The following is a 24,211-nucleotide window of genomic DNA, read 5'->3' as shown; positions in this document are numbered from 1 at the left end:
AGAAAGGGGTTCAGGGGAATGAAGAAACTAAAATTGATTCTGGCAGCAGCGCTCGTTATGACAACGCTTTCGGCTTGCGGCGGCAACCAGAAGGCGGCATCGGGCGGAGACAGCGGTACGAATGCGGACAGCAGCGCGCCGATCACGTTAACCTGGTTTGACCAAAACACGGGGGATGCCTTTACTAATCCGGTCGGTAAAGTGATTACGGAAAAAACAGGCGTGACCGTCGAGATCCAGCAGCCTACGGGCAATCCGGTCGAGAAGCTGAATCTGATGTTGGCCAGCGGCGATCTTCCGGACGTTATTTTGATGAGTCGTGGAAGCGATATCATGAACAAGTATATTACCTCGGGCGCGGTGATCCCGTTGAATGACCTGATTGAAGAGCACGGACCGAATATCCAAAAAATGTACGGCGACACACTCGCCAAAACGCGAAGCGAGGACGGCAACAATTATTATTTCTCCAACTGGTACGGCTTGGAGCAGTACCCGGTGTTCGGCTTCATGATGCGCATGGACATCATGAAGGAGCTGGGCGTCGGCGATAAGGTGAACAACGGCGAGCCGTTTACCGCGGAGGAGTTCGAGGAGCTGCTCGTTAAGTTCAAGGAAAAATATCCTACCATCGACGGCAAAGAAAGCATTCCGATGACGCTCAACGGCGAGAATGTCGGAGCCGTGACCGGCAGCTTCAAGGGCATGTACGGCATGATGCCGTATTACGAAACGAACGGGGAGCTGAAGAAGGACGTCCGCGATCCGCGCTATCTGGAAATGGTCAAATATCTGAATTCCCTGTACCGCAAAGGCCTGCTCGATAAGGAATGGGCGACGATGAAGACCAAGCAGTTCGAGCAGAAGCTCGGCAACGGCAACGTATTTGCCACGGCGGAAGCGCTCTGGAATGTAGGAAATGCGAATGCGCTGCTCAAAACCGAAGCAGCCGATAAGGCCACCGAGGAAGAGCGTCAATTCTACCAATATAAAGTGCTGGCTCCGGGCGTGAAGCTGGAAGAGGCCACTTACGGACCGAAGAGCTCCCTGGGCTGGGACGGCGTCGCCATCAGCCGCTCCAATAAGGATCCGGTCCGGACGATGAAGCTGCTGGATTTCCTGGCCAGCGAGGAAGGCCAGTATCTGCTGATGTGGGGAGTAGAGGGCGAGCATTGGGACATGAAGGACGGCAAGCATGTGCCAAGACAAGAAGTGCTGGACGCCTTCAAGAAGAATTGGGACGAAGCTTCCCGTACGACGGGTATCCGCAAGTGGACCTGGATGATCAAGAACGGTCCCGGCGAGGATGGAACCCCGTATGACCTGATGGGCCGTTACCAGACCGATCCGGTCACGGATCTGGCGATCAAGAACCTGGCCGATACGTCGTTTGACACCGCGCCGTATGACAACCTGGGTCCGGCTGGCGGAACGCCGGAAGCCATTATGGAAACGAAGGTGAATGACACCATCAATAAATATTTCCTGAAAATGGCCCTGTCGCCGTCCGAGGACCAAGTGGTGGAATCCTATAACCAAATGATGGCCGAGATCGAGGCGGCTGGCCTGGCCAAGCTGGAAAAGATTTATACGGACAACTTCAACAAACGTCAAGAGCTGTGGGGCAAATAAACTGGCTAAAGGGAGTCAAAAGATGCTTCGTCTTTTGGCTCTCCTTTTTTTCTTGAACAGGCAAAAACCATATCAACACGAATCGGAAGGATGATATTCTGTGACCATTCAATACCAAGAACAGTTTCGCGTGTTTGCGATACAAACCGATAACAGCTCCTATCTGTTCGGCATCAACGACAGCGGCAACCTGCAGCATCTATACTGGGGAGAGTCCATCGCGATCGAAGACGCGGCACCGCTGCTGCGGCCAAGATCGCACAGCTCGTTTGACGCGGAAGTCCATTCGGAGGTGGAGGAATACAGCTTCTGGGGTGGCGTCAAATACAGCGAGCCCAGCCTGAAGGTCCGCATGCCGGATGGCGTGCGCGACTTGGCGGTTCGTTATGCAGGGCACCGCACGCTGCAGACGGAAGGCAGGGAGACGCTGGTCATCGTCATGAAGGACGAAGCGTACCCGCTTGAAGTGGAGCTGTCCTACCGGGCGATTCCCGAGTGCGACCTGATCGAACGTTCGACCCGGATCGTCAACCGCGGCGAGGCGGATATCGTGCTGGAGAACGCGCAATCCGCGGCATGGGTCATCCCCTATCTGGCGGATTACCGCCTCACGCACGTGACGGGGAAATGGTCCGGCGAATTTCAGCTGCGCAGCACCTTCCTCACCGAAGGCAAGAAGGTGCTGGAATCCCGCAGGGGGTTTACGGACAGCCATGCCAACCCATGGTTTGCGATGGATGACGGACATGCCACGGAGTCGGCGGGTCAGGTCTGGTTCGGGGCGCTGGCCTGGAGCGGGAACTGGAAGATTACGGCCGAGCGGACGGTGTTCGAGCATGTCCGGGTGACCGGAGGCATCAATGATTTCGACAGCGAGTGGGTGCTGGGAGCGGGAGAAGCCTTCGATACGCCCGGTTTCGTCGGGGGATACAGCAGCGGCGGCTTTGGCGGGATGAGCCGGCGGCTGCACCGCTATCAGTATTCGGATGTCCTGCCGGGCAGCCAGACAAGACCAGTCCTGTATAACTCATGGGAGGCGACGTACTTCGATGTCAATGCCAAGGATCAAATGGCTTTGGCCGAGAGAGCCGCGCGTATGGGCGTGGAACTGTTCGTCGTGGACGATGGATGGTTCGGCGGGCGCAACCATGATCGCGCCGGGCTTGGCGATTGGTTCGTGAACCGGGAGAAATTTCCGAACGGTCTCGGCGAGCTGATTGACAAGGTGCACGAGCTCGGCATGGATTTTGGGATCTGGGTGGAGCCGGAGGCCGTCAATCCGGACAGCGACCTGTACCGGGAGCACCCGGATTGGGTGTACCATTTCGAGACGCGGGAGCGCTCGGAGCTTCGCAATCAGCTGCTGCTGAATATTTCGAAGCCGGAGGTTAAGGCTTACATTGTGCAGTTTATGACGGACCTGCTGGAGAAGCATGACATCAAATTCATTAAATGGGACATGAACCGGACCGTAACCGAACCCGGCATGAAGGATCATCCGCTTCACCGCCAGAAGGAGATCTGGATTCGCCATGTACAGAGCCTGTACGAGATTTGGGCGGAGCTGCGGCGCAAATTCCCGCATGTGGCGTTTGAAACCTGCGCCGGAGGCGGAGCGCGCATCGATCTTGGCATCTTCCGGTATGCCGACCAATCCTGGCCAAGTGATAACACCGATGCCTTTGACCGCCTCAGCATTCAGGAGGGCTTCTCGTACACGTATGCTCCGCGGATGATGACCTGCTGGGTGACGGAGTCGCCGACAGGGATGAATCGCAGACAGGTCTCCCTGAAATACCGCTTCCACAGCGCCATGATGGGAACGCTCGGCATCGGCTCCAACCTGAATGAGTGGAGCGATGAGCTGATTGCGGAATCGGCCGAATATGTGGCGCAGTATAAATCCATTCGCCATCTGGTTCAGTTCGGCAGCCAGTATCGCTTGGACTCGATTCGGCATAAAGGCGTAACGGCTGTGCAGTACGGCAGCGAAGAGGGCAGCGACAACGTGCTGTTTGCGTTCTTGCACAGCCAGAAGCTGGGCGAACCGCTGCCGCGACTGCGTCTGACCGGACTGCAAGCCGATCAGTCTTATGCAATTGAGGGGTTGGCCGGTACATGGAGCGGCAGGGCTTTAATGAACATCGGGATCGAGCTGCCGCTGCGCGGGGATTTTGACAGCTTGGTGTATCGGATTCAGATCCAAAAATAAATCATCTATGTAACCCGGAGCGAAGCACGCCGTGTTGTCTGATAGACAATGCGGCGTTTTTTGCCGTTGACTTCCACGTTTACGTCAATGTTATGAATGATACTAGATTACATCATAGACATAAAGGAAGGGCGAAATGTGGATTACCGTCGGGGATATTCGTCACGATGATCTGGTTGATCTTTATCGTCGTTCAGGGCGTGTACGTATTCTTCCGATGAAATGACACCAACAAAGAATAGGGCAGCGACGTTGCTGAAGCGCGGCTGCCGTAAAGGACCATCATGATATAGGAATAGGGGATCACCCCTTCCGGGTATCTCGGTATTCGGATGGGGATTTTCCCATGATTTTTTTGAACAGCCGCGAGAAATAGTAGGGATCCTGGAAGCCGAGACGGTGGCTGATCTCCTTGACGCTCTGGCCGGTCAGGTCCAAATGCTGGCAGGCCCGCTGGATTTTGAGCCGCAGATAGTAATCGATGGGGGAGTAGCCCGTCGCTTCCTTGAACCGGAAGGTGAAGTGCGGTATGGACAGGTTGGCGTAGGCCGCCAGCTCCTTCAGGCCCACATGGCCTTCCAGATGCTCGGTCATGAACCGAAGCGTCTGTTCCATGTCATGCTTGTTGTGCTGGTGTTGCCCCCGCTGCGGTTGGAGCCGGGCGAGGCGGATGACGGCCGCCAAGTGGCCGGCGAGCTGCGAGACATGGATGATATGGTTCAGCGTATACCCTTTTTGCAGCAGCTCGTAACTTTCCTGAAACAGCTCCACGATGCTCCCTGACTGGTCGACCGGAACGATGGCGGGTTCGGCTTCGCCGGTAAAGCCCTCGAACAATAAACCTGCATGCGTCCCCTTCATGTGCCACCAGTAAATGCTCCAGGGATGAAACTCCGAGGAAGCATATTCATGCGGCGTATCCGGCGGAATGACAACCGCCTGCCCCTTGAGCAGAGAATAGGTTTTGCCGCCGTTCAACCGGTACCAGCCTTCCCCCTCCACGCAGTAGATTAAGATGTACGCGCCGCTGCCCTCCGGGCGTTCCCGGTAGTGATGAAGCGCACGAGGAAAGTACCCGATGTCGGTCACGTACAGCGGCTCCACAAGCGGATGGCGGGCAGCCTCTTTCATAATATGATCCGGGAGAACAATGATTTTCTGGGACTCAAATCCGTCTGGTTTTCGTATGGTATCCATAGCTTTACTATGAATCGGAACAGAATTGTTGTCAACCGGATGGAGCGCCCAATAATCAGAATATAATCCATCATCAACATGATATCGTCAATGGCTCTTCGGCATGCCGGCTTATAAGATAGAGACATAACGCAGCCAACGCGGATGCTAATGGAGGGATGACGACTCATGACAGAACAACGGCAAGTGAGCGTACGGGAAGAGACCGTGGAGATTCCTACGTATGAAGTGGGGAAGCCGGACCTGAACCCGATGTTTTTGGAGAAACGGGTGTATCAGGGGAGCTCGGGGCGTGTCTATCCGCTGCCGGTCATCGATAAAATTTACGACGAGAAAGTATTAAAGCCCTACCGGATTATTTTCCTTGAAAATGAGTACGTGCAGATTCAGATCATGCCGCAGATTGGCGGCCGCATCTACCGGGCCATCGATAAAACCAACAACTATGATTTTGTATACCACAATCAAGTGATCAAGCCGGCTTTGGTTGGCCTTGTGGGTCCATGGATATCCGGGGGAATCGAGTTCAACTGGCCGCAGCATCACCGTCCGAACACCTATGGCGAGGTGGAGTGGAGTCTAACGGATCACCTGGATGGCAGCAAGACGGTGTGGGTCGGCGAGATCGACCGGATGTATGGCACGAAGGTGACTACCGGCTTCACCCTGTATCCGGGCAAGGCGTATCTTGAAATTCACGCGCAAATGTACAATCGGACCTCGGAGCCGCAGACTTTTCTGTGGTGGGCGAATCCGGCGGTTGCGGTCAACGATCATACCCAGTCCGTATTTCCGCCGGACGTTCATGCGGTGTTCGACCATGGGAAGCGGGACGTGTCCAAATTCCCGATCGCAACCGGCACGTATTATAAGCAGGACTATTCGGCGGGCGTCGATATTTCCATGTACCGCAACATTCCCGTTCCGACATCCTATATGGCTTATCATTCGGATTACGATTTCGTCGGCGGATATGACCATGGCTTGAAAGCGGGAATTCTGCATGTCGCCAATAAACATATATCTCCCGGCAAAAAACAGTGGACGTGGGGGCACGGCGAATTCGGCCAGGCCTGGGATCGCAACCTGACCGACGAAGACGGCCCGTACATCGAGCTCATGACCGGCGTGTATACCGATAACCAGCCCGATTTCACCTGGCTGGCGCCGTATGAGGAGAAAAGCTTCAAGCAGTACTTCATGCCCTATAAAGACATCGGGCTCGTGAAGAATGCGTCCATTGACGCCGCCGTAAATCTCGAAGTCCACGGCCGCAAGGCCGTAGTACATGCTTATGCAACCTCGGTTATCGAAGAGGCTCGGATTCTGGTGACCGGAGCGGGAAACACCTGCTTGGATCGAAAGGTCAAGCTGTCGCCTGCCGACACCTTCCAGGCCGAGATCGAACTCGCCTCAGTTATGAGGGAGGAAGATGTACGGGTCGCGGTATTCGCTCCCGACGGCAAAGAGCTGGTCACTTACCAGCCCAAGCCGCGTACCTTGGAGCGAACGCCGGACCCGGCCACGGCGATTGGCAAGCCGGAGGAGCTGAAGAACACCGAAGCGCTGTTCTTGGCTGGGCAGCATCTGGAGCAGTACCGGCACGCAACCTATGAACCGGAAGCCTATTATGTGGAAGGTCTAAGGCGCGATGCGGGAGACGCAAGGCTGAACAATGCCTATGGTTTGCTCCTGCTGCGCAGAGGCTGCTTTATGCAGAGTGAGGTTTATTTTAAAAAAGCGATCGAAACCTTGACCCGCCACAACGCCCGGCCCTATGACAGCGAACCGTTCTATCATTTGGGCAAAGCCTTGAAGTGGCAGGGACGTTTGGATGAAGCGTACGCTTATCTGTACAAATCGGTCTGGTCGGGGGCTTGGCAAGGGGCGGGATATCTGGCTTTAGCCCAGATTGCCTGTGAGAAGCAGGAGTATGAGGAAGCGTTCGAGCTGATCGAACGGTCCCTGGCTGCCCAGTACCGTAATTACAAAGCACGGCATCTCAAAAGCATCATTTTAAGAAAACAGGAGCGCATGGCAGAAGCGGAGTTATGGCTTGAGGAAACGCTCAAGCTGGATCCTATGGATGCGGGCGCTATGAACGAGCTGGTTGCCGTTTATGAAGAACAGGAGTTAGAGGACAAGAGTAAACGGGCTGAAGAATCGCTTGTCCAGCTCCTGCGCGATGATCCGCACAATTACATCGCTCTGGCGCAGGACTATGCGGATGCAGGCCAATATGGCGACGCTTTGAATGTGCTGCAGCGCATCGAACGCCGTACGGCATCTGCCGTCTATCCGATGGTTTATTACTACCAGGGCAGTGCTCTAATGAAGATGAACCGGGCGGAAGAGGCATACGCTTGCTACCGATTGGCCTCGGAGGCCGATCCGTCGTACTGTTTCCTGAATTCCCTGCATGACTACGTGACGCTAAAGCAGGCGCTCGGCGTACAGCCGCAGGATGCGAAGGCGTTGTACTACTTAGGGAATTTGCTGTACGACAAGAAGCGCTACGAGGAAGCCATAAGCAGCTGGGAAGCTTCGGTCGCTTTGGATGACAGCTTCGCTACGCCGCATCGGAATTTGGCCCTCGCTTACTATAACAAGAGACAGGACCACGATAAGGCATTGGCATCCCTGCAAACCGCCTTCTCGCTGAATCCGGCGGACGCCAGGGTCTTCTACGAGCTGGACCAATTGTATAAAAAGCTCGGTCATGCTCCGGCTGATCGCTTGAAAGCGATGGAAGAGCGCATGGAGCTGGTTGAGCAGCGCGACGATTTATTTCTGGAATATTTGACGCTTCACAATACGCTGAATCGTTATGAGGAGGCGCTGGCATTGATTCTGAAACACAACTTTCACCCTTGGGAAGGCGGCGAGGGAAAGGTGCCGGCCCAGTATGTATTGGCCCGTATGGAGCTAGCGAAGCAGCTGCTTCAGGATCGTCGCTACGAGGAAGCCGTAGAGCAGCTCCTTGCCGCCAAGCAATATCCGCTCAACATCAATGAAGGGAAGCTCACGGGAACGCAGGAGAATAACATCGATTATTACATGGGCTGCGCATACGAAGGGCTGAGGTTGTCCGAAGAAGCGGAGGCGTGCTTCCTGAAAGCTTCGGAGGGGCTGGATGAGCCGACCAGTGCGATGTATTACAACGATCAGCCGCCGCACATGATTTTTTATCAAGGGGCCGCGCTGCGGAGGCTGGGCCGGGAGAATGAAGCCCGCAGCCGGTTTAATAAGCTGATCGATTACGGGGAGAAGCATATATTCGAGACTCAGAGCATTGATTATTTTGCCGTATCGCTGCCGGACTTCCTGGTGTTTGATGAAGATCTGAACCGAAGAAACGAAATTCATTGCCGCTACATGATGGGGCTTGGGCATCTAGGACTTGGTGACCGGCAGTTCGCGGAAGCCCTGTTCCGCGAGGTGCTGCAGCTGGAGTCTCACCATCAAGGAGCTGCGCTGCATTTGGAGCTTTGCAAGACGTTGATGTAAGAGTTTGACACTTCATGCTCAAGGGTCGTTATGAACGGTCCTTGAGCATTTGTGCATTCCGGGTGATGCGTTGATATGACGGAGGAGGATGACGATGATGATCTGGAGCAAAGGAATGCTGGATGGATATGAGGTTTGGACAGGGCGCACGGTGGTGATGGAGATGGCCGTGGTGCCTAAACTCGGATGCAGGGTCATCTCGCTTCGCAATCGCAGAACAGGCCGGGAGTGGCTGGTGCAGCCTGTTGGAGGTCTGGAAACGAACGAGTATGCAAGCTCCTTCGGAAAGCGGGACGGCAGCGGCTGGGACGAAATGTTTCCTACAATCAATGTCTGCCGGTATCCCGCGTATCCATGGGAAGGAACGGAGCTTCCGGATCATGGCGAGGTCTGGTCCATTCCATGGGAGGCGCACAGCGAGGAAGAACAGCTTCACTGCAGCGTGCAGGGAATCCGAATTCCTTATCAGCTGCGAAAAACCTACTTCTTCCCCCGTGAAGATACCCTGCGGATCGATTATGCCGTCTATAATCCGAGTCCGTTCCCGTTCTCTTTCCTGTGGGCCGCGCATCCGTTGTTTCAAATCGATGAAGGCGCAGAGATTATCGTTCCGCACGAGCTGAGGGAGATCATCGTATCGTACTCGGCGAACGGTCGATTGGGAGAATTCGGCGATATTCGGGCATGGCCGCAGCCATGGGAGGAAAACCCCCTTATTCGCTTGAATCGAACCGCCAGCAGGCTTGAAGCATCGGCGGAGAAGTTTTATTTTGCTGACGAGCTGCCGGAGGGGACGGCCTCCATTTACGATCCGGTTGCGGGAGAAGGACTCCGCATGATGTTTCCTAAAGAGCAGGTGCCTTATCTAGCGATATGGGCGAACTACGGCGGTTATCAGGGACAGTATCATCTTGCGTTGGAACCCGCGACGGGACTGCTCGATAATCTCTCGTATTCTATGCATCGTCAGGCAGCGGCCGAAGTGCCGGCCGGCGGTACGTATTCGTGGTACCTTGAGATTAGCTGGATCGACGAACAGAAGAAAGAAGTGATGTCTTCTTGATCGAAAGAGACCGACAAATGCTTATGCATAAGCCAATTCACGAATGCGCTGGTTGGGATTGTCCGTAAATAATCCGCCGTGGTAACAGATCACGTTACGGACGTCATAGTGAGTGAGCTTCTGCAAGGAGAGCTGGGCTAAAGCCAAATCAAAAGTGGTTGCCGGATCCGGCCCGATTAGTTGTCCCTCTCTGACGTTCAGCGCATCCGCTGCAATCAGGGTTTTGCTTGGTATATGATATAAGCTGGTATGGCCGGGGGTGTGGCCGGGCGTATGGATCACGATGATACCGCCGCCAAACGGCAGCTCCTCGCCGTCGCGCAACATGCGGTTCACTGGTGCTGTTGGAGGGTTCTCCAGCGTGTGTTTAAACGCGTTCCTCCACTCCGGCGGCACGTTATCCGGCATCGAAGCCAGCGCTTGCGCGATAGCCTCGGGCGATAATTTGACAAGCCTTGTATCGCCTTCGATATAAGGCTTTTCTATTTCGCTGGCGTACACTTCCGGGGCTTGTTTGCAGTGCTGGATTATAGCAGGCAAACTGCCGATATGATCCAAATCCTGGTGTGTTATAATAATTTTGCTTACATCCTGAACGGAAATCCCGATGTGCGATAACTGCTCCTGAATGAGCGGGAACTGGCCGGGATAGCCGGTATCGATGAGAACCATATCCTGCTGATCCCATAGGAACGTCGGGTGGATCGTTTCGATACGTCCCATCATGGCCGCTGATATGTTCAGCATATGAATGCCTTGATCGATTAACATGGTTACATACCTCCACTATATGGGGATTTCTTCTCCCGATTTCAACCTCCAGAGAAGACTGAGCAGAAGTAGATTATCAAATCAGCAAAAACATGTAAATAGAAAAATATTATATCATAACACAAAAATAATTATTTGTCAATAGATAATTCCTGGACCAGGAACCTCGTTAATATATGAAATGTCCGGCCCGGATACATAACATGATTCCAAGTCGTAGTCTGCTCACACGGCTGGATTTCATCTCGCTATTGAGGAATATGTAATTGCTGGTATAATCCTTGAAAAGAGAAACGAAGTGACGCAGCAGATTGAAGAAGGAGAGGGAGCAGTGATGAATACGACGATTGAACTGAATAACGTAACCTGGCAACGGGAGCAGAAGACCGTTCTTACAGGCGTGGATTGGACCGTACAGCAAGGAGAGCATTGGGCGGTTCTTGGGCTGAACGGCTCCGGAAAGACAACCATTTTGAATATGATTAACGGATACATCTGGCCAACCAGCGGTACGGTTTCGGTGCTCGGGCATCTCTTTGGCAGGGTGGATTTAAGAGAATTGCGTAAATCGATAGGCTGGGTCAGCTCCTCGCTGCAGGAAAGAATCCGACCGAGTGAGTCTACATTGGATGTCGTGATCAGTGGCAAACACGCTTCGATTGGCCTGTATCAGAAGGTGGATGAAGCAGACCGGGAGCAGGCCGAGCAGCTTATGAAGGATTTCAATTGTATTCATCTGCTGGGTCGTACATATGAAACTTGTTCGCAAGGAGAGAAGCAGAAGCTGCTGATCGCCCGGGCGCTTATGGCTTCGCCGAGGCTGTTGATACTGGACGAGGCCTGTAACGGACTCGATTTTCTGTCGAGGGAAGCGCTGCTGTCCAGCATTACGGCACTGGCTTCCAAGCCCGATGCGCCGACCCTGCTGTTCGTTACGCATCATATCGAAGAAATACTGCCGATCTTCTCGCACTCCTTGCTCATCCGCCGGGGCACCGTGTTCGGGAAGGGGCGTTCCCGGGACATGCTGACCAGCGACAATTTGACCTCGTTTTTTGAGACGCCGGTCGAGGTGAGCTGGCAGAATGATCGGGCCTGGATGTCCATTCCGGACTTATAATGAACGCATTAAAAGCTCACGAGATATTCATGGCCTAGGAGAGTGACCATTGTGCCAAATCGAATCATAGCGAATCGAAGGCTGTTCAATCAAGGGATAACAGGCATGAAGCATGAAACTCCGGAGGAAGCCGTCAGAAATCTCGGTGCTGTGCAAGCCCAGGATTATCACCAAGCGGTCTGGGGAATCGGTCTCCGTACGCAGTCCGCCAAGGTATCCGATGTGGAGCAGGCCCTGAACGATCGCAAAATCGTGTTGACCTGGCCGATGCGTGGGACGATATTCTTCGTACCGTCCGAGGACGCCAAGTGGATGGTAAAGCTGACGGAATCGCGCTTTCAAACGCATGACAAGAAGAAGCAGGCCGAACTTGAGCTTGACGAAGGTACGCTCCATCGATGCCGAACCATAATTGGCGACGCGCTGAGTGGTTGCACACCCGTATCCCGTCTCAGACTGATGGGACTGCTGGAGGAAGCGGGGATCAGCACCAAGAACGGCCGCGGTTATTATATTCTTGGATATTTGGGACGGACAGGCATGATCTGTTTCGGTCCGCATGAAGGCAAACAGCAGAGTTTCGTGCTGCTTGATGAGTGGGTCCCAAATTCAAGGGAGCTGACGCTCGAAGAATCGCTGGCGGAGCTGGCGCTTCGTTATTTTACCGGTCACGGACCCGCAACGATTCAGGATTTTGCATGGTGGGTCGGGTTAACGCTGACGGAAGCTAAACGAGGCTTTGAGGCGGTCAAATCAGATCTTCGTTTAGATTTTGTCAACGGCACGGAATACTGGAGCTCTGTTACTGCGCCGGCCGTCTCCGCTGATACGGATTCGGTGGTTCTGCTTCCAGGTTTTGATGAATATTACTTGGGTTACAAGGACCGCAGCGCGATCATAGAGACAGAGCACGATGCGAAGATCGCTCCCCATCGCAACGGGGTTTTTCAACCGATGATGGTGGCAGGAGGGGAAGTGGTCGGTGTCTGGAAGCGGGAGATTAAGCGCAGCGGCATCGAAATCACGTTATGTCCGTTCTCGCCGTTGGGCGATCGAGCAGAGGAGTTTCGGGAGGCGGCTAAGCATTACAGTGATTTCATGGAAATGCCGATTGGACGAGTAGAATCATGAGTTTGAAGGAGGAATAGCGTATGGAGTCCATCATGAAGCTGGAATCATTGATTACCGAAATGACAGAGATTGTAACGTCGACTAATGAGGTGGAGTTCAATCTGAAGCTTGCGCCTGATAAATGGTCCAAGAAGGAGATCCTGGGTCACCTTTGCGATTCGGCGGTCAATAACCATATCCGGTTTGTGAAAATCTTGCTATCCGATTATCCGATCGCCATTTCGGGGTACACGCAGAACGATTGGGTCCGGGTGAACGATTACCAGGATCAATATGATCAATCGGAAGTGTTGTCACTGTGGCAGCATTTGAACCGGATGATTCTGCGTGTCATGCACAAAGCCGATTCATCAGATTTTCAGAAAAAATGCGTGCTGCCCGATAAAACGGAGGTCACCCTGGAGTGGTTGTTTGACGACTATGTGGATCATATGATCCATCATCTGGAGCAAATCGAGCTGTGATTACTGCATTGGAAATGGGTGTGCAACAGGAAACGAAAGGTGCTCCAATATGTTCAAATTATGGAATCTTGCTATTCGATTTATTCTGGAATTGATCCTGTTATTTTCGATAGGTTACTGGGGCTTCCACTACGGTTCCGGGCTCATGGCACAGGTCGGACTCGGTATTGGGCTTCCGCTGCTTGCAGCCGTCGTCTGGGGAATGACCATCTCTCCGAAGGCAAGGATCAAGCTGCCGCTGGCCGTGGTACTGCTTATCGAATTTCTAATATTTGCAACCGCGGTGGCATGCCAGATTTATTCGGGTTTTATTACGTTTGCCATCGTTTTTGCCCTTGTGGCTCTGGTCAACCGCTTCATCGTGATAAAATGGAGAATGCAGCCGTAGCTATATGGAATTGCCCCTTATTCAACTGCACGAAGCATTTATAAGTCCGTTAGAAAGACTGCCAACATCGGGTAATCAGATGGAGGCGGTCTGTTTGTATTGGATCCAGGTTCAGGTTAAAAGACGAATTAAAGTCACGTCCTTTACTCGTTCAGGATGGTATGATGATTTGAAAGAACAGCCTATGTCCGCTGCTGGATATCCTTAGTAACGCAGTGAAATGGAAAAGCCAGCGTAATCATCTAAAATGCTGAAGGTAAAGGAGAATGAACCTATGACTTTGAAAATCGGTATGATTGGGTTGGATACATCGCATGTCTCCATTTTCTCGAAAATGCTGCATGACAAGACGCATCCCTATCATGTTCCCGGCGCACGGGTTACGGCGGCATTTCCCGGAGGATCTCCGGACTTCGAGCTTAGCATAAGCCGTGTGGAGGGGTATACGAAGGAACTCGCAGCATGGGGAACTGAAATATTCGATTCTCCGGAAGACGTCGCCAAACAGGTTGATGCCGTCATGCTCGAAGCGGTCGACGGAAGAACGCATCTGTCCTTGTTTCGCGCGATTGCTCCTCACTGCCAAATGGTATTTATCGATAAGCCGTTTGCGGTGAGCAGCAAGGATGCGAGGGAAATTTCCGGACTGGCGGAGCAGTTTCAGGTTACTGTTATGAGCAGCTCGTCTCTTCGATATGCGCAAGGACTTCAGGATGAATTGGCTCGTGGCGGTGTCGGTGATATCATTGGCGCGGACTGCGCCGGACCGCTTCCCCTTCAACCGACACAGCCGGGATTTTTCTGGTATGGAATCCACACGGCGGAGATGCTTTACCGCGTTCTGGGACCCGGATGCGTAAGCGTACATGTCGCCGCAACTGAATTGCATGAGGTATTAACAGCGGTTTGGAATGACGGGAGGATCGGGACGATTCGAGGCAACCGTGCAGGCAATGATCGCTTTGGGATGACCATTCATCGCACGGAGGCCAGCAGCTTTGTGGACATCATGGCGCATACGAAACCTTATTATGCAGAGTCTGCTGGAGCAGATCATGAAGATGTTCACGACAGGTGTCTCGGATGTTCCTTTATCTGAGACGCTGGAGATCATTCAATTTCTGGAGGCTGCGAATGTCTCCCGCAAAACGGGTGAAACCGTGAGAGTGGATGAGAACGATCGAACAGGACGATAACGGAACAGACGCCATGTGAATCCCTGAGGGATGGAGGTTGTTGGGGAGGTCGATGTGACTCGCCTCGCCTGATGACCTTTTTGACCTGCAATTATACATAATATTTCCATGATAGCCTCGTTAATTGTATGATAGACAGATCAAGAAAGTTCAGCAGCTATTCGTTAGCCGTGTGGAGAGGTGGTTAAGATGACATATCATATTCGGGTGAGACCGACAGCGTTGGTTTTTCAGAATGAGCATGTTTTGTTGGTGGAGTATGTAGATGAGAACGGATTGCATTACAATTTGCCGGGGGGCGGGGCCGAGCCCGGAGAGTCGATCGCAGAGGGAGCCTTGAGAGAATTGTATGAGGAAACCACGCTGGAAGCGCAGACTGGGCCTGTTGCTTTTGTGTACGAGAATGCTCCGCATAAACAGTCCAGAGATAACATATCGGGCATCCATACGTTATACGTAGTATTTGAATGTTATCCACATGAAGGATCGTCCCCCAAACTTCCGGCTGTTCCAGATCCGAATCAAACCGATGTGAAATGGATTTCGCTCGAGCATCTGGACGACATTATTTTATATCCGAATATTAAGAAGCACATTAAACAGTACGCGCAGGAACGCCGAAATATTGACATGATCGAGGATTACGTATTGGACAAGTATGTGTGAATTAAACGGGGGACTAATGGAAGTTTATCTTGGAATAGGGGAAAACAATGGAGATTTTTAATATTGTAGAACTTGCCCTTTCCGGACTTAGAAAACGTTTGGATGAGAATAATATCATGCTAGTCCAAGGGCAGCAAGGATATTGCGAGCCAGCTCAGTTTACGTTTGCAGGAGGTGCTGAGTCCGAGGACATAAACGAATTTTTCCGTAGTTTAAATCTTGTTGCACCATGGGACTATAAAGAGTTCTTGTTGAGGCATAACGGAGCCAGATTATTCGAACATCCCCATTATGGGGGTGGCATTGAGTTATTCAGCTTGGACGAAATCCGTCGGTACTATGTTAGTTACGATTATATCAGCATGATTCCTAACGGATGGTATCCGATTGGTTCGGATAACGGAGATATGTTATTCATTGACTCGAATCAGTGTCATGATAGAACCTCTAATTATCTATACTGGACAGAAATGCTCTTTGTAGATCGTGCAATTGAAATTGAGATGAACTTTGAGCGCTGGCTTGAAAGGATCTTGATTTGTAATGGGGCCCATTTCTGGGATTGGAAGCGTGAAACATCCGAAAGTTATTACCGATATGTTAAGGGCTGTGATGATAATTATAATACATATGAAGGGAAAAACATCACGCTTGAGATAGAGAAAAAAGCTAGAGATTGACAGGAGACTTTCATGAAATCGCATGTCAAAATAATCGCCCTGATCCTCCTCATCGGCTACACCATGTTGTTAACTTACTGGATGATTTGGGGATTCGGGAGGACTACTCAGCCGGAAATCAGTTACAATCTGGTTCCATTCACGACGATGGCAAGCTATTTTCCCATTCGCAGTTTTTTGAGCTCATTGATCAATATCGTTGGAAATATCGCTGTATTTGTACCCTTTGGAGTGCTCATTCCGATTGCATTTCAAATTCGATTTCGTAAGATGCTAGCCTACTTTTTGACCGGGTTATTCGTGCTCGAAATGACACAACTGATCTCGCGGCGAGGAAGCCTGGATGTAGATGATTTTATATTGAACTCGATAGGTTTTACCATGGGCTATGGTTTGATTGGGGTCATCATGAAATCAAGGGGCAGACAACCGTAGCTGCATATTTCGATCATTCCTAAAATAGTTTATAACAGGCAGCAGAATGGCTTAACTACGATGTAGGGAAGTCATTCTGTTTTTTTGTGTGGCTGATTTTGTTATGTTAACGTTATATTCTCTACTTGAGCTGGATAACAGCGATATGGGGAATTGTGGAAAAAACTATTGTTCGATCAGGAACCGAAGCTTACAATGATATGAGGTGCTGGAAAATGTTGTGTGGAAAGGTGGGATCTACAATGAAGAATTCCGTGATTAGTAAACTGACTCATGGCATAGAGTGTACACATAACCTAAGGGATGATGTGGAAGCTTTTCTCATCAAGCATGGGGAGCAGGAAACGTTCGAGCATATCATGAATGTAGTTCGAGAGGCGTTAGCCATCGCACCGTTATTTGATGTCAGTCCTGATGCAGCTCGGAAGGCGGCGCTGCTGCACGATATCAGCAATGCGATTCCGGTGAGCGAAATGAAGGATGCCGCAGAAGAATGGTCCCTTCCCATTATGGAAGAGGAGCATCGATATATCAGGATCATTCATCAGAAGCTTTCCATGGAAATGGCTCAGCGTTTCTTCGGCTGCACCTCACCTGACGTATTAAACGCGATTGAATGCCATACAACGTTAAAAGCCGGGGCAAGCCCATTGGATAAGGTATTATTCGTTGCAGATAAGATCTCTTGGGAACTTGAAGGCGATCACGCCTACCAAGCGGACATGCGAAATAAACTGAGCGAACTGGATTTAGACGGAGCGGCGCTTGTGTATTTGGACCATGTATGGAATCAACGTGACAAAATGAAATTGGTGCATCCGTGGTTAATTTCCGCTAGAAGTGAGCTAATTAACCAAAGGGTTTAATCATTGCGCATCCGGATACAGCCACCGATAAGAGGAAGGATTGCACACCCTATGAACAATAAAACGATGGGCATTATTTTTATCTGTATCTCGGCTTTTTTGTACGGCATCCGGTACTTAACGGCCGCGATTGCGGGGATAAATACCCCCTGGACGTTTGAGGATTTGTTATCGGAAATTGGAAAAGGGCCGTTGATATTCAGCATTATCAGTTTGATTCTCGGTATCTTATGCATCATCGTCCCGATCATTCGTAAATGGCTAGCGGAAGACTTGAACCAGATCAAGGATAACTGGGAAGAGCTTGACCAGCCAGAGAACGCCGATAAGAATCCATAACAGAATGTTATCTAGAATTTTAAGGAGGAATCCTCATGGGCGAAAACCAAGTTGCAGGCTTTTGGATCCGGCTAGGCGCCAATCTTTTGGATGGAATCATCGTGAGCCTTCCGTTATGGATCATTGCAGGGATTATCACGGGAGATTTTGAGAATGAGCCGATTTCTAATTTGATTTACAGTCTGTATGCATTGTTGGTCCCCGTGTATTGGAATGGTTATACTATCGGCAAGCGCATATGCGGCATACGCATTCGCAAATTCGATTTTCTTGAGCCGCCGGGCATTGGAACGATGCTGCTCCGCAACCTCGTGGCGGGAATCGTGTATGCACTGACGTTTGGAATTGGACTTATCGTGAGCATCTTTATGGTAGCGATGCGCGAGGATAAGCGTTCCCTGCACGATTTTATCGCCGGTACGGAAGTTGTGTATGATTAGGAGATGAACGGGTTACCCAAATCTGGATTGCTGTTGGAGCGGCAATTCAAGGCGTTTCCATGATTGGAGTTGATTAGATATCGCGTTTACGATAAAAGGAATTGTCTTTGATATGGATAATACGCTGCTGCGTTCAAGCATTGATTTTAGCGAAATGAAAAGGGACATCTACGCCTTTCTGTGCCATCACAGAATCTTGCCCCAAGGTCTGTCCATGGACACCCACACTACCTCAACCATCATTGCTGAAGCTATGAATACAGGGCTGCTGTCGGAAGATCTTCGTCACGCAATGTGGGATATTGCCAAGGAGCATGAGCTGAGAGGGATGATCGGTGCAGATCTTGAAGCGGGTGCAAGAGAGCTTGTTCAGCGATTGCACGGGCAGCTGCATCTGGCCATTGTGACAAATAATGCGGTGGAAGCAGCAATGGCTGCTCTGGAAGAGAATAAGATTGTGCATTATTTTGATCTCATTATAGGCAGAGAGGCCATGGGTTTGTTAAAGCCGGCACCCGATGGATATTTGGAGGTACTGAAGCATTTCCCTCATACATCCCCGAAGGAATGGTTGTCTGTCGGAGATGCCTGGGTGGATGGCAAGGCCTCCGAGAGCGCCGGAATTCCATTTATCGCCTATCGCGGGGACATCGCGAGAATGAACAGCATGGGTGTTTTTCCATTTGCAGAGATTCAGCATATACCAGATGTCATAGGTTATCTTCAGCCGCGTACCACTAAATAAATCTCGGAGGTGGACTCCCCTAGACAAGTTATGTCATATTGATGACTCTATAGAATTCCTTTACCATCTCCATCTTAGACGTTGTATAATCGTGGAAGACGCCAAATTCATAATAAGGACCCAGTCTTAGATAGAGCTACTCTGTGGCTGGGTTTTGTCACATACTGGACGGCAAAGGAGGCATTGCTTCTGATGAAGAAAAAAGCGTATATTACCGACCTGGATGGAACGCTTCTACGATCAGATCAGACACTTACATCCTATACTAGGGATGTTATCGCGAATGCGCTGGAGCAGGACGTGATTATCACGTATGCCACTGCCCGCGGCTATATTAGTGCTCAAAGCGTTGTCTCGGATATCCCCTGGAAGTATCCTTTGATTCTATATAACGGCGCTTTGATATATGACGGGGTGAATCGAACGGTAATCGATGGTTACTGGCTTGAACGGGATATCTCGAATGAGATTATCGACGTGGGAAGGAAGTTTGGTATTACTCCTTACTATTTTTCATTGGATGCGGATCATCGTGAGCGTGTTTTGCATGAGTCGCTGCGGCGAGAGGGGGAGAAGGCCTTTTATCATAGCCGGCCCCAGGATCCGCGATTTATGGAAGTGCGGAGCCTGAACTGCCCACCGGATTACCGGACGCTGGCTCTTACATACATTGGACTTTATGAGGAATTGGAGCCGATACAGTGCGAGGTTATGGAATTATACGGTGATGTGATTCATGCTCATATGATGCCGGATTACTACATCCATAACCATTTTTTCCTGGAATTCAGTCATGCCAAAGCAAACAAACGTGACGGACTCCAATTATGGTCTTCCCATATGGGTATTGATCTGGAGAGCACGGTAGTTTTCGGCGACCATATCAATGATGTGGGGCTGTTTGAAGCCGGCGGCACCCGGATCGCGGTACGAAACGCGCATGAAAGGATACGACAGCTGGCTGACCATATTATTGACTCGAATGAACTTGATGGCGTCGCCCATTATATCCGGCAACAGATGGAACTGTCAGGAGAGAATACCTTTATATCCACTCTGGGAGGACAATTGTGATGCAACAAGCATCATAATTCATGATTTGTGTAAGGACGCTCGTTGCTTCAGTCATTAGAGGAATTGCGTTTTTTCCTCCTTAGAATCATCGCAAAAGACCCCTTCTTTCCAAACAATCACCTTGAATCAGAACAAATGTTTGGTATAATGGCAAATATAAACACTACGCCCCTGTTCCTACTTAGATCCGCACGGAAAGGATGTGAGGCCTGTTGAAGCTAACGGTTACCGCCAAAATCAAAATTTTACCTTCACATGAACAGGAAGAGTTGTTGTTCCAGACGCTCCATGCTTATCGACTGGCCAGCCAATTTGTATCGAAGCTCGTCTTTGAAGAGAAGGTGCTCCACCAACAGAAGCTGCATCTCTTGACGTATCGCAAGCTTCGTGCCGATTTTGGGCTTCGCTCTCAAATGGCGCAATCGGTGATGAAGACGGTCATTGCCCGCTATAAGTCCATTCAAGGAAATGGGCATCCCTGGACTCTTGTACGATTCAAGAGGCCGGAACTCGATTTGGTCTGGAACCGCGATTACTCCATAAGTAACCAAATGTTTTCGGTCAATACCTTATCCGGGAGGATCAAGGTCCCCTTTGAAAGCAAAGGGATGGAATATTATTTGGATGGAACATGGACATTCGGTACAGCCAAACTGGTGCATAAGCGCGGAAAGTTCTTCTTGCATATCCCCGTGACCCAAGCTGTGAACGAACCGGATGTGCATGACATCGAGAGAATCGTCGGCGTAGATATGGGGATCAACTTTATCGCCGTCAGCTATGATTCGCAAGGAACAACCGCATTCTTCCGCGGCAGAAGGGTCAAGAACCAGCGTTCAAAGTACAAGCAGCTTCGCAAACGGCTGCAACAGGTTGGAACAGCTTCCGCCCGCAGAGCGATCAAGCGTATCGGACAGCGAGAAAACCGTTATATGACCGATGTCAACCATCGGATATCGAAGGCACTCGTTGACCGGTACGGAGCGAATACCTTATTCGTTGTGGAAGATTTAACGGGCATTCGCCATGTGACAGAGCGTGTTCGCATCCGAGATCGATATGAGACCGTGTCGTGGTCGTTTTACCAACTTCGTCAGATGATCGAGTACAAAGCGATTCGTTCAAGTGCCAAGGTGATCGCAGCGAACCCGGAATACACGTCTCAGAAGTGCCCGAAGTGCTGGCATACGAACAAAGCGAACCGCGACAGGAAAAAGCACCGCTTCTGTTGCAGAGAGTGCGGCTACAGCTCTAATGATGATCGAATTGGAGCAATGAATCTTCAGCGCATTGGAATGAAGTGCATCGCTGAAGTGGCTGTGTAGGTATACCTGTACAGCAGGGCAGCAGTCAACCTGCCTATCGTAACGCCATGTTAAGGAAGGAGGCCTTAATCGCCGCTCTCACTTCCGGGCAGTTACAAGCTCTTTACTTCAGTTATGAGTTGTTGACAGACCTGTGAAGGATATTCTGATTCGCATATAGAATTTAGATATAGTTTGGTGTTTTGAATCCATGCGATCAGACACCAGGATGCATTTTTTATATGGGAAAGGACAGGTGTATCTTATGAAATTCAGCGAGTATCGCTATGAACGCCCCGACGTAAAAGCTTTTGAGCAAAAGTTTAAAGAGCAGCTTAACGCTTTCACCTCCGCCAGCTCGTACGAGGAACAGGATGAGGCGATGACCCGCATTAACAAACTACGCAGTGAGATGGATACCCTGGGTCAACTGGTGTATATCCGGCACTCGATTGATACGAACGACGAGTTCTATAAGGCAGAGCAGGATTTCTTTGACGAGAACGGACCGGTCATCCAGGAATACATAACGGATTATTATCGGGCCCTCGTGGATTCGAAATTCAGAGCTCAGCTGGAGGACAAATGGGGGCGTCAGCTGTTCCAATTGGCAGAGCTTTCCCTCAAAACCTTCAGTCCTGAGATCATCGAGGACTTGCAGCAGGAAAATAAATTGACGACGGAATATTCGAAGCTGATCGCTTCGGCCAAAATTCAGTTCGAAGGCGAAGAGCGTACCCTGTCGCAATTGATTCCTTTCCAGCAATCGACGGATCGCAATATGCGTAAACGTGCAATGGAGGCGTCCAGCGGCTTCATGGCTGAGAACGAAGCAAACTTCGACCGTATTTATGACGATCTGGTTAAAGTGAGAACCAAGATTGCTAAGAAACTAGGATTTAACAATTACGTAGAGCTTGGTTATGCCCGCATGGCCCGCACGGACTATAACGCGGAGATGGTGGCTAACTTCCGTAACCAGGTGCTGGAGCATATCGTTCCGGTTGCAAGCAAGCTGAAAGAACGTCAGCAGAAACGAATCGATGTGGACCAACTGCTGTACTACGATGAGAACTTCTCATTCAAATCGGGGAATGCAACACCGAAGGGTGATCCGGATTGGATCGTCAACCATGGCGCGAAGATGTATGAAGAATTATCTCCGGAAACCCATGAGTTCTTTACCTTCATGCAGGAGAACGGCCTCATGGATCTGGTTGCCAAAAAAGGCAAGCAGAGCGGCGGATACTGTACCTATATTAGCGAGTATGGCGCACCGTTTATTTTCTCCAACTTTAACGGGACTTCCGGTGATATTGATGTGCTGACGCACGAAGCCGGTCATGCGTTCCAAGTATATGAGAGCAGAGGTTTCGAGGTACCGGAGTATGGGTTCCCAACCTATGAGGCGTGCGAAATCCATTCCATGAGCATGGAATTCTTCACATGGCCGTGGATGGACCGTTTCTTCGAGGATGAGGCCGATAAATACCGCTTCGACCATCTCGCAAGCGGACTTATCTTCATCCCTTACGGCGTAACGGTTGACGAATTCCAGCACTTTGTTTATGAGAATCCGGATGCTACGCCGGCTGAACGGAAACAGGCATGGCGCGAAATTGAGCGCAAATATCTGCCGCACCGGAACTATGATGACAATGCGTATCTGGAGCAAGGCGGCTTCTGGCATAAACAGGGCCATATTTTTAGCACGCCGTTCTATTATATCGACTATACGTTGGCTCAAATCTGCGCATTCCAATTCTGGAAGAAGATGCATGAGGACCAATCCGCTGCATGGGCAGATTATCTGAACCTGTGCCGTCAAGGTGGAAGCAAGTCCTTCACCGAACTGGTGAAGGTGGCAGGTTTGATCTCCCCATTTGAGGATGGTTGTGTCACTTCCGTCATTGGCAGCATCGAAGCTTGGCTGGACAGCGTAGACGATGCAGCTCTTTAAATTGTAAATAAGCATGGCTAAGACATGCAGGAGAACATGAGTGAGTAAGACTCAGGTGTTCTTCCTGCATGTTTTTAATAGAAAGCATCTTTCATAGCACCCCGCTTATTGCCCATAAATTAGGAGGATTATATCTATGATTACATATAAACCGTTAAGCGAGCTTCCGATTCGGGAAGTATCGGAGTTGTGGAATCACTCATTTGAAGGATATATGGTGAACGCCTCGATGCCGCTGGACCGCTTCATTGCCCGTATCGGAAATGATGGTCTGTGCATGGAGAGATCGCTCGCTTGTTACATGGATGGCGTACCGGCCGGCATCGTCATGAACAGCTTTCGGGAGGAAGACGGCATTAAGATTGCACGTAACGGCGGGACAGCGATAGCTCCCGATTTCCGGGGGAAGGGAATCGGCAAAAACATGATGGAGAAAAACGAAGAGCTTTACGAAGAACAAGGCGTCCGTCGTGCCTATTTAGAGGCGATCAGCACAAATGCGCCAGCGATTCGTCTCTACGAAAGCGTTGGATATCATATCATCGACCGGCTGCTCATCATGACGAATGAACAGCCTCCGGAGCAGCAAGATGCGAAGAATACCCGTTCACCATATACGCTGGTCAGAGGTCTGGCAGCGGAGGCTGCATCTGTAGCCTTCTATCGATCCGGTGAAGTCTGGCAGACAGACGCTTCCAGTATCAAAGACGGCGAATGCGTCATTGTATATGAAGGAGAAGAACAGGTAGGCTTTGGTTTGTTTAAGCGGGTGTTTGATGCCTCAGGCAGTTTGGCAGCCATTACGCTGTTTCGCTGTGAGGCCGCTCCAGAACATCCGGATGCAGAAGCCGTGATGAAGACCGCGGTACTGGAGATGATACAACCCGGTTATGCCTGCAAGCGGTCCGCATTCAACATCCGGGCTTCGCATAAGGAACTGGTGAACGTGCTGCAGGAGCTTGGATTTACGAGCTCGATGGAGCAGGTGCTTATGGTTCATGAGTACAGCGCTACATAGGTT

Annotated in this window: 21 protein-coding genes and 1 pseudogene; 20 read left to right on the top strand and 2 right to left on the bottom strand. The window is 50.8% G+C overall.

Features of this window, described 5'->3' with window-relative positions:
* Positions 1–18 precede the first annotated feature (18 nt).
* Positions 19–1,632, top strand: a complete 1,614-nt coding sequence (locus AC0VZ8_RS22640; RefSeq protein ID WP_475484461.1) for an ABC transporter substrate-binding protein — start codon at positions 19–21, stop codon at positions 1,630–1,632.
* A gap of 100 nt (positions 1,633–1,732) precedes the next feature.
* Positions 1,733–3,844, top strand: coding sequence for an alpha-galactosidase (locus AC0VZ8_RS22635; protein WP_475484460.1), 2,112 nt, complete (start codon positions 1,733–1,735; stop codon positions 3,842–3,844).
* A gap of 303 nt (positions 3,845–4,147) precedes the next feature.
* On the opposite strand, the gene AC0VZ8_RS22630 is transcribed toward AC0VZ8_RS22635, so the two are convergent.
* A complete protein-coding gene (locus AC0VZ8_RS22630; RefSeq protein ID WP_475484459.1) occupies positions 4,148–5,041 on the bottom strand; it encodes an AraC family transcriptional regulator in 894 nt (297 codons plus the stop codon).
* Positions 5,042–5,209: 168 nt separating this feature from the next.
* On the opposite strand from AC0VZ8_RS22630, the gene AC0VZ8_RS22625 reads away from it, so the two are divergent.
* Positions 5,210–8,548, top strand: coding sequence for a tetratricopeptide repeat protein (locus AC0VZ8_RS22625; protein ID WP_475484458.1), 3,339 nt, complete (start codon positions 5,210–5,212; stop codon positions 8,546–8,548).
* 97 nt (positions 8,549–8,645) lie between these two features.
* Positions 8,646–9,611: an aldose epimerase family protein gene (locus AC0VZ8_RS22620; RefSeq protein ID WP_475487740.1), complete on the top strand. Its 966-nt coding sequence runs from the start codon at positions 8,646–8,648 to the stop codon at positions 9,609–9,611.
* A gap of 21 nt (positions 9,612–9,632) precedes the next feature.
* Here the strand turns inward: AC0VZ8_RS22620 and AC0VZ8_RS22615 are convergent, their stop codons facing one another.
* A complete protein-coding gene (locus AC0VZ8_RS22615) occupies positions 9,633–10,382 on the bottom strand; it encodes an MBL fold metallo-hydrolase (protein WP_475484457.1) in 750 nt (249 codons plus the stop codon).
* A gap of 334 nt (positions 10,383–10,716) precedes the next feature.
* On the opposite strand from AC0VZ8_RS22615, the gene AC0VZ8_RS22610 reads away from it, so the two are divergent.
* From AC0VZ8_RS22610 to AC0VZ8_RS22535, 16 genes and pseudogenes are all read left to right on the top strand, one after another.
* A complete protein-coding gene (locus AC0VZ8_RS22610; protein WP_475484456.1) occupies positions 10,717–11,502 on the top strand; it encodes an ABC transporter ATP-binding protein in 786 nt (261 codons plus the stop codon).
* A 51-nt stretch (positions 11,503–11,553) separates the two neighbouring features.
* Positions 11,554–12,633, top strand: coding sequence for a winged helix DNA-binding domain-containing protein (locus AC0VZ8_RS22605; protein WP_475484455.1), 1,080 nt, complete (start codon positions 11,554–11,556; stop codon positions 12,631–12,633).
* A 20-nt stretch (positions 12,634–12,653) separates the two neighbouring features.
* Complete coding sequence (locus AC0VZ8_RS22600; protein WP_260065966.1) at positions 12,654–13,097, top strand: DinB family protein; 444 nt, start codon at positions 12,654–12,656, stop codon at positions 13,095–13,097.
* A 49-nt stretch (positions 13,098–13,146) separates the two neighbouring features.
* The gene (locus AC0VZ8_RS22595; RefSeq protein ID WP_260065964.1) at positions 13,147–13,485 is read left to right on the top strand and encodes a YrdB family protein; all 339 of its coding nucleotides are present in this window, start codon (positions 13,147–13,149) and stop codon (positions 13,483–13,485) included.
* A gap of 274 nt (positions 13,486–13,759) precedes the next feature.
* A pseudogene (locus AC0VZ8_RS22590) lies at positions 13,760–14,681 on the top strand (Gfo/Idh/MocA family protein).
* 189 nt (positions 14,682–14,870) lie between these two features.
* Complete coding sequence (locus tag AC0VZ8_RS22585) at positions 14,871–15,347, top strand: NUDIX domain-containing protein (RefSeq protein WP_475484454.1); 477 nt, start codon at positions 14,871–14,873, stop codon at positions 15,345–15,347.
* Between the two features lie 47 nt (positions 15,348–15,394).
* Positions 15,395–16,027 carry an SMI1/KNR4 family protein gene (locus AC0VZ8_RS22580; protein ID WP_475484453.1) on the top strand — a complete coding sequence of 211 codons (633 nt, stop codon included), beginning with the start codon at positions 15,395–15,397 and terminating at the stop codon, positions 16,025–16,027.
* Positions 16,028–16,039: 12 nt separating this feature from the next.
* Entirely contained in the window at positions 16,040–16,462 is a 423-nt protein-coding gene (locus AC0VZ8_RS22575; protein WP_475484452.1) for a VanZ family protein, read from the top strand.
* A 242-nt stretch (positions 16,463–16,704) separates the two neighbouring features.
* Positions 16,705–17,328, top strand: a complete 624-nt coding sequence (gene yqeK / locus AC0VZ8_RS22570; RefSeq protein ID WP_475484451.1) for a bis(5'-nucleosyl)-tetraphosphatase (symmetrical) YqeK — start codon at positions 16,705–16,707, stop codon at positions 17,326–17,328.
* 51 nt (positions 17,329–17,379) lie between these two features.
* Positions 17,380–17,667 (top strand): hypothetical protein, encoded by a 288-nt coding sequence (locus AC0VZ8_RS22565; protein WP_475484450.1) that lies wholly within the window; start codon positions 17,380–17,382, stop codon positions 17,665–17,667.
* A 35-nt stretch (positions 17,668–17,702) separates the two neighbouring features.
* Positions 17,703–18,107, top strand: a complete 405-nt coding sequence (locus AC0VZ8_RS22560; RefSeq protein ID WP_071219906.1) for an RDD family protein — start codon at positions 17,703–17,705, stop codon at positions 18,105–18,107.
* Between the two features lie 112 nt (positions 18,108–18,219).
* Positions 18,220–18,852: an HAD family hydrolase gene (locus AC0VZ8_RS22555; protein ID WP_475484449.1), complete on the top strand. Its 633-nt coding sequence runs from the start codon at positions 18,220–18,222 to the stop codon at positions 18,850–18,852.
* Positions 18,853–19,044: 192 nt separating this feature from the next.
* Complete coding sequence (locus AC0VZ8_RS22550; protein WP_475484448.1) at positions 19,045–19,926, top strand: HAD-IIB family hydrolase; 882 nt, start codon at positions 19,045–19,047, stop codon at positions 19,924–19,926.
* Positions 19,927–20,138: 212 nt separating this feature from the next.
* Positions 20,139–21,251, top strand: coding sequence for an RNA-guided endonuclease TnpB family protein (locus AC0VZ8_RS22545; protein ID WP_475484447.1), 1,113 nt, complete (start codon positions 20,139–20,141; stop codon positions 21,249–21,251).
* Positions 21,252–21,495: 244 nt separating this feature from the next.
* A complete protein-coding gene (locus AC0VZ8_RS22540; RefSeq protein WP_475484446.1) occupies positions 21,496–23,190 on the top strand; it encodes a M3 family oligoendopeptidase in 1,695 nt (564 codons plus the stop codon).
* 136 nt (positions 23,191–23,326) lie between these two features.
* Positions 23,327–24,208 (top strand): GNAT family N-acetyltransferase, encoded by an 882-nt coding sequence (locus AC0VZ8_RS22535; protein ID WP_475484445.1) that lies wholly within the window; start codon positions 23,327–23,329, stop codon positions 24,206–24,208.
* The last annotated feature ends 3 nt before the right edge of the window (positions 24,209–24,211 follow it).

The sequence above is a fragment of the Paenibacillus sp. QJM3NY_38 genome, from assembly GCF_056173265.1.
The sequence above is the reverse complement of the archived record's forward strand: the minus strand, read 5'-3'. Positions and strand labels throughout refer to the sequence as shown.